Annotated in this window: 5 protein-coding genes, 1 tRNA gene and 1 pseudogene; 2 read left to right on the forward strand and 5 right to left on the reverse strand. The window is 67.6% G+C overall.

The annotated features are described in order from the left end of the window. Positions 1 to 389 precede the first annotated feature (389 nt). The 4 genes from CSW58_RS13015 to CSW58_RS13030 all read right to left on the reverse strand — a co-directional run bounded on the left by CSW58_RS13015 (position 390) and on the right by CSW58_RS13030 (position 3,095). A complete protein-coding gene (locus CSW58_RS13015) occupies positions 390 to 620 on the reverse strand; it encodes a hypothetical protein (RefSeq protein ID WP_099447565.1) in 231 nt (76 codons plus the stop codon). Beyond that, positions 608 to 1,081 carry a PAS domain S-box protein gene (locus CSW58_RS13020; protein ID WP_099447566.1) on the reverse strand — a complete coding sequence of 158 codons (474 nt, stop codon included), beginning with the start codon at positions 1,079 to 1,081 and terminating at the stop codon, positions 608 to 610. Before CSW58_RS13020 ends, CSW58_RS13015 begins: the two co-directional genes overlap by 13 nt. After that, entirely contained in the window at positions 994 to 1,722 is a 729-nt protein-coding gene (locus tag CSW58_RS13025) for a GAF domain-containing protein (RefSeq protein ID WP_099447567.1), read from the reverse strand. Before CSW58_RS13025 ends, CSW58_RS13020 begins: the two co-directional genes overlap by 88 nt. Positions 1,723 to 1,814: 92 nt before the next feature. After that, entirely contained in the window at positions 1,815 to 3,095 is a 1,281-nt protein-coding gene (locus tag CSW58_RS13030; protein WP_099447568.1) for an amidohydrolase family protein, read from the reverse strand. 178 nt (positions 3,096 to 3,273) lie between these two features. Here CSW58_RS13030 and CSW58_RS13035 point away from each other — a divergent pair. Continuing rightward, a tRNA-Leu gene (locus tag CSW58_RS13035) sits at positions 3,274 to 3,357 on the forward strand. Positions 3,358 to 3,377: 20 nt separating this feature from the next. Here the strand turns inward: CSW58_RS13035 and CSW58_RS13040 are convergent. Then, a complete protein-coding gene (locus CSW58_RS13040; protein ID WP_099447569.1) occupies positions 3,378 to 4,130 on the reverse strand; it encodes a competence/damage-inducible protein A in 753 nt (250 codons plus the stop codon). 154 nt (positions 4,131 to 4,284) lie between these two features. On the opposite strand from CSW58_RS13040, the pseudogene sfsA reads away from it, so the two are divergent. Further along, positions 4,285 to 4,898, forward strand: a pseudogene (gene sfsA / locus CSW58_RS13045) (DNA/RNA nuclease SfsA); the annotation flags it as partial.

A 4,898-nucleotide genomic window follows, 5' to 3' on the forward strand; every position in this document is an offset into this window, starting at 1 on the left:
GCGAGGGTGGGGGTGGGGGCGGCCTCGCCAGACGTTCGCTCATCGCCCTCACCGCGGGCCAGAGGGACGACCATCTGGAAGCGGCTGCCCTGACTCGGCGTCGAATCGGCCGTCAGCGAGCCCCCATCATGTCCACGATGGCGTGGCTGATCGACAGACCCAGGCCCGTTCCGCCAAACGCGCGCGTCACGCTGGCGTCGCCCTGATTGAAGCGCTCGAAAAGACTGCTGGTCTTGGCGGCGTCGAAGCGATCCCCGTGTCGCTGACCACGATCTCCAGCCGGGCGGGGTCGCCGCCGCTGACCTCGATCTCCACGGCCACCCGCCCCTGGCGCGTGCTGACGGCGTGTTGGACAGCAGATTGTCCACCACACCTGCCGGATGCGGATGTCATCGCCCTGGAAAGCACCCCCGACCCCATCCCCCAAACCGGACGTCGAACGCCAGTCCCTGCGCCTCCGCACGATGGCGATGCATCTCCAGCGGGCCGCTCAGGGCGTGCTGGAGATCGAACGTACGGCTTTGCAGAACAAGCCTTCCGCCCTCGATGCTGGTCACATCCAGAATGTCGGACACAAGGCGCTCAAGACTCTCGCCCGAGGTCTGGATCAGATCGACCATGCCCCGCTGTTGGGGCGACAGCGCCGTCTGGGCCAGGGCGTCGTCACGCCGATGACGCCATTGAGCGGCGTTCGGATCTCGTGGCTGACATTGGCCAGGAAGTCGCTCTTGGCCTGGTTGGCGGCCTCGGCGGCGGCGCGGGCGGCGGCCATTTCGGCGTCCAGCAACTGCCGGTCGGTGACGTCACGCGCCACGGCGAAGACCAAGTCACCCGACACTCGGGTTCGCCATTCCAGCGTCCGATAGACGCCGTCGCGGCGGCGATAGCGGTTGACGAACCCATCGATCAGGTCGCCCCGCTCCACGCGCAGCATCTCGTCTCGCGTAGGTTCGATGTCATCCGGATGGATCAAGGGCAGAAACGACTGCCCCTTCAGCGTCGCGATCGGGTAGCCCAGGGCGGCCTCCCAGCACTGGCTAAGCTCGATGAACCGGCCGTCCAGGCTGGCGATGCACAACATGTCGAGCGAGACGTCGAAGAAACTCTGCAGGTTGCGCGCGGTCTCCTTCTGCAGCGCGGCGGCGGCCTGTTCGCGCGCCAGACTGGCCGCCAGACGGGCGTCAGAACGATGGCGTCCGATCGCGATGGCCGCCAGATCGGCCGCCGTTTCGATGAAGCCGATATCCTCCGTGGACGGCTTACTGGGCTGGCTCTGATAGATGGCGAAGGTGCCCAGAGGGACCCCTCGACAAAGATCGGCGCGGACCAGCAGGAGGCCAGACCCGCGGCCTTGGCCAGATCCTTATAGTCCTCCCACAGGGGATCGGTGGCGATGGACTCGACGATCACCTTGCGCCCGAGAAAGAGGGCCGTGCCACAGGACCCCGCCTTGGGGCCGATCAGCGTGCCGTGGATCGCCTGATTATAGCTGTCGGGCAGCCCGGGCGCGGCCCCGACCAGCAATCGCTCCCGCGCCTCGTCGAGCAACAGGATGCTGCACAGGATGTTGGGATCCTGCGCCTCGACCGACCGCACGATCGCCTCAAGCACCTCGGGCAGATCACGGCCCGCCGCGATCAGGCTCATGGTTCGGTTGAACGCGTCACGAGGCGATGACCGGTCGACTGGCCACACCGGTTGAGGGCGATAGGTTTTAGCCATGAGACGACTCAGAGACCAAAGGGCCGCTACTCAGCCTACAGTCGTGCCCACCCGTTCGACCACCGAGACAAATCAGCGCACGACGGCCCGCCTCAGGGCTGCTTGACCACCTTGCCGCCCTTCATCACGAAGACCGGCTTTTCGAGCACGGTGACATCGGCCAGAGGATCGCCGGCCACGGCGATCATGTCGCCATAACGACCCACGGCGACTTGGCCGACGTCCTTGTCCTGGCCCAGGGCCTGGGCGGCGTTGACCGTGGCGGACTGGATGGCCTGCAGCGGCGTCGCCCCGTAGCGCACCATGACCGCGAACTGCTTGGCGTTCTGGCCATGCGGATAGATGCCGGCGTCGGTGCCCAGCACCATCTTCACGCCCGCCTTCACCGCCTTGCGGAAGTTTTCGCGTTGCACGTCGCCGATTTCGCGGTCCTTGCGCAGATTGTCTTCCAGCACGCCGTTCTTCTTGCCCTCGGCCTGGGTGTAGTCGGTGTTGTAGATGTCCATCGAGAACCAGGCGCCCTTCTGGACGGCCAGCTTGATGCCCTCATCATCGACCAGGCTGACATGCTCGATCGTGTCGACGCCGGCCCGGATGGCGTCCTTGATGCCCGCCGCGCCGTGGGCGTGGGCGGCGACCTTCAGGCCCCACATGTGCGCCTCTTCGACGATCGCGGTCATCTCCACCAGCGACAGCTGCTGCTGGCCCGGCTCGGTGTTGCGCGAGAAGACACCGCCGGTGGCGCAGATCTTGATCACCTGGGCGCCGTACTTGCGCACCTCGCGCACCTTCTTGCGGCCCTCGTCAGGACCATCGGCGACATAGGGTCCCTTCTGGGCCATCGAGGCCGGGAAATAGGTCGAGTCGCAATGGCCGCCCGTCGCGCCGATCGCATAGCCGGCGGTGACGATACGGGGGCCCGGCACATAGCCGCCGTCGATCGCCTCGCGCAGGCCCACATCGTTGAAGCGCTCGGCGCCCAGATTGCGGATGGTGGTGAAGCCGGCTTCAACCGTGGCCTTGGCGTTGGCCGTCTGGACCGCGCTCCAGAAGGCGTCGCTGTATTGCAGGCTGTTATAGCCGCCGACCTCGGCCAGGCTGTCGATATGCACGTGCATGTCGATCAGGCCCGGCAGCAGGGTCGCGCCCGGCAGGTCGATCAGGGCGGCGCCGGCCGGGACGGCCACCTCGCCCGTCTTGCCGACGGCGGTGATGCGGCCGTCGGTGATGATCACCGTCGGGTTGTCGAGATATTTGCCCGTCGCCACGTCCAGCAGCCGCGCGGCGCTGACCGCCTCGACCTGCGCCGCCTGGGCCTGGCCCGCCGCGCAAAACGCCGCCGCGATCGCCAGCGCCTTGATTCCCGTCCGCATGATCCGTCCCCGTCCCTGATTCAGGACGGCGACGCTAGCATGGGATCGTCGCGCGTCGAGGCCTGATCGACCTTGGTCCCAATCGATCCCGAGCGTTTGCGCCGACCTTGGGCGCTCGCGACCCCGCCCTGCCCTCTCGACGCGGAAACACCACTCGCGTAAGCCCATGCCGCTACCTGGGGACATGGCGGAATGGTAGACGCGCCGGACTTAAAATCCGTTGGAGCAATCCGTGTGGGTTCGAGTCCCACTGTCCCTACCAGCCCCTGAAGGCTTCAGGCTTCAGGCCACGATTCGTTCGATCCCGGCCGCGCCGACCTCGGTAAGGGCCGCCACCAGTTCCTCGACCGCGGCGTCGACCTCGGCCGGATCGCGCCCGCGCACCACCAGGTTGGAGCCGTAGATGTCGGGCGGACTGAAGAAGGGATAGCTGCCCAGCGACATGTCGGGATGCTGCTTGGCCACCGCCTCCAGCGGCGCGGCGATCAGGCCCTCGCCCGAGCCAGTGACGCGGACGGTCTTGCTGATCACCACCGCCCCGGTGCGCAGGCGCGGCCCGACATCCTCGAGCATGCCGCGCATGATCGCCGGCACCCCGGCCAGCACGAAGACATTGTCCTTCTGGAAGCCCGGCGGGCCCTGGACGGGATTGTTCACCAGCACCCCGCCCTCGGGCACGTGGGCCATGCGGCGGCGGGCGGCGTTGGGCTCGCCCCAGCGCTCGCGCAGCATGGCCATGATCTCGGGATGCTCGGGCGCGGTGACCCCGAAGGCCTTGGCGATCGAGTCGGCGGTGATGTCGTCGTGGGTGGGGCCGATGCCGCCGGTGGTGATCACATAGTCGTAGCGGGTCCGCAGGGCGTTGACCGCGTCGACGATATCCTGCTCGACGTCGGACACCACCCGGGCCTCGGCCAGATCGACGCCATAGGTGGCCAGATAGCGGGCGATGGCGCTCAGATTGACGTCCTGCGTACGCCCCGAAAGGATCTCGTCGCCGATGATCAGGACGGCGGCGGTGACTCGATCGACCATGGGGCAGGCTCCATTGTTCACGTCTTCGCCCTTCGACAGGCTCAGGCTGAGGACGAATTCCACGGCCGCCGGCTCAAAGACCCCGCCCTGGGCTTGCCGAAGGGCGAGGTGTTCGCGCAAGACGGCGCAGGCTCGGCTTCGACTTAAGGCGCTCATGCTTTTCCCGCAACCAATGGCGCGCGGCCGTCTTGTCGCCCGCTACAAGCGCTTCTTCGCCGACCTGGTGCTGGACGACGGCCGCGAGGTCACCGCCCACTGTCCCAATCCCGGCGCCATGCTGGGCGTCAACCAGCCCGGACAGGCCGCCTGGGCGTCGTGGTCGGGCGATCCCAAGCGCAAGCTGGCCTGGACGCTGCAGCTGGTGGAGGCCGATACGGGACTGGTCGGGGTCAATACGATGCTGCCCAACAGGCTGGTCGCCGAGGCCCTGGCGGCGGGCGCCCTCCCCGAACTGGCCGGCTATGCCAGCGTCCGACCCGAGGTGAAATACGCCGCCGCCAGCCGGGTCGATTTCCTGCTGACCGATCCGGATCGCCCGCCGTGCTGGCTGGAGGTCAAGAACGTCCCACCTGTCCCGCACGCCGGGCCTGGCGGAGTTTCCCGACTGCGTGGCGGCGCGCTCGACCCGGCACCTTGAAGGACCTGGCCGCCCAGGTCGCCGAGGGCCACCGGGCGGTGGCGCTGTTCGTGGTTCAGCGGGAGGACTGCGCGGCGTTCAAGGCCTGCGAGGACATCGACCCGGCCTTTGCCAAGGCGCTCGATCAGGCG

The sequence above is a fragment of the Caulobacter sp. B11 genome, from assembly GCF_002737765.1.
GTDB lineage: Bacteria > Pseudomonadota > Alphaproteobacteria > Caulobacterales > Caulobacteraceae > Caulobacter.

Excerpts from the sequence above, each read along its gene's own strand:
- CSW58_RS13020 (WP_099447566.1), bottom strand. The coding sequence starts at position 1,081 with ATGTTGTGCATCGCCAGCCTGGACGGCCGGTTCATCGAGCTTAGCCAG.
- CSW58_RS13015 (WP_099447565.1), bottom strand. The coding sequence starts at position 620 with ATGGTCGATCTGATCCAGACCTCGGGCGAGAGTCTTGAGCGCCTTGTG.
- CSW58_RS13030 (WP_099447568.1), bottom strand. The coding sequence starts at position 3,095 with ATGCGGACGGGAATCAAGGCGCTGGCGATCGCGGCGGCGTTTTGCGCG.
- CSW58_RS13025 (WP_099447567.1), bottom strand. The coding sequence starts at position 1,722 with ATGGCTAAAACCTATCGCCCTCAACCGGTGTGGCCAGTCGACCGGTCA.
- CSW58_RS13040 (WP_099447569.1), bottom strand. The coding sequence starts at position 4,130 with ATGGTCGATCGAGTCACCGCCGCCGTCCTGATCATCGGCGACGAGATC.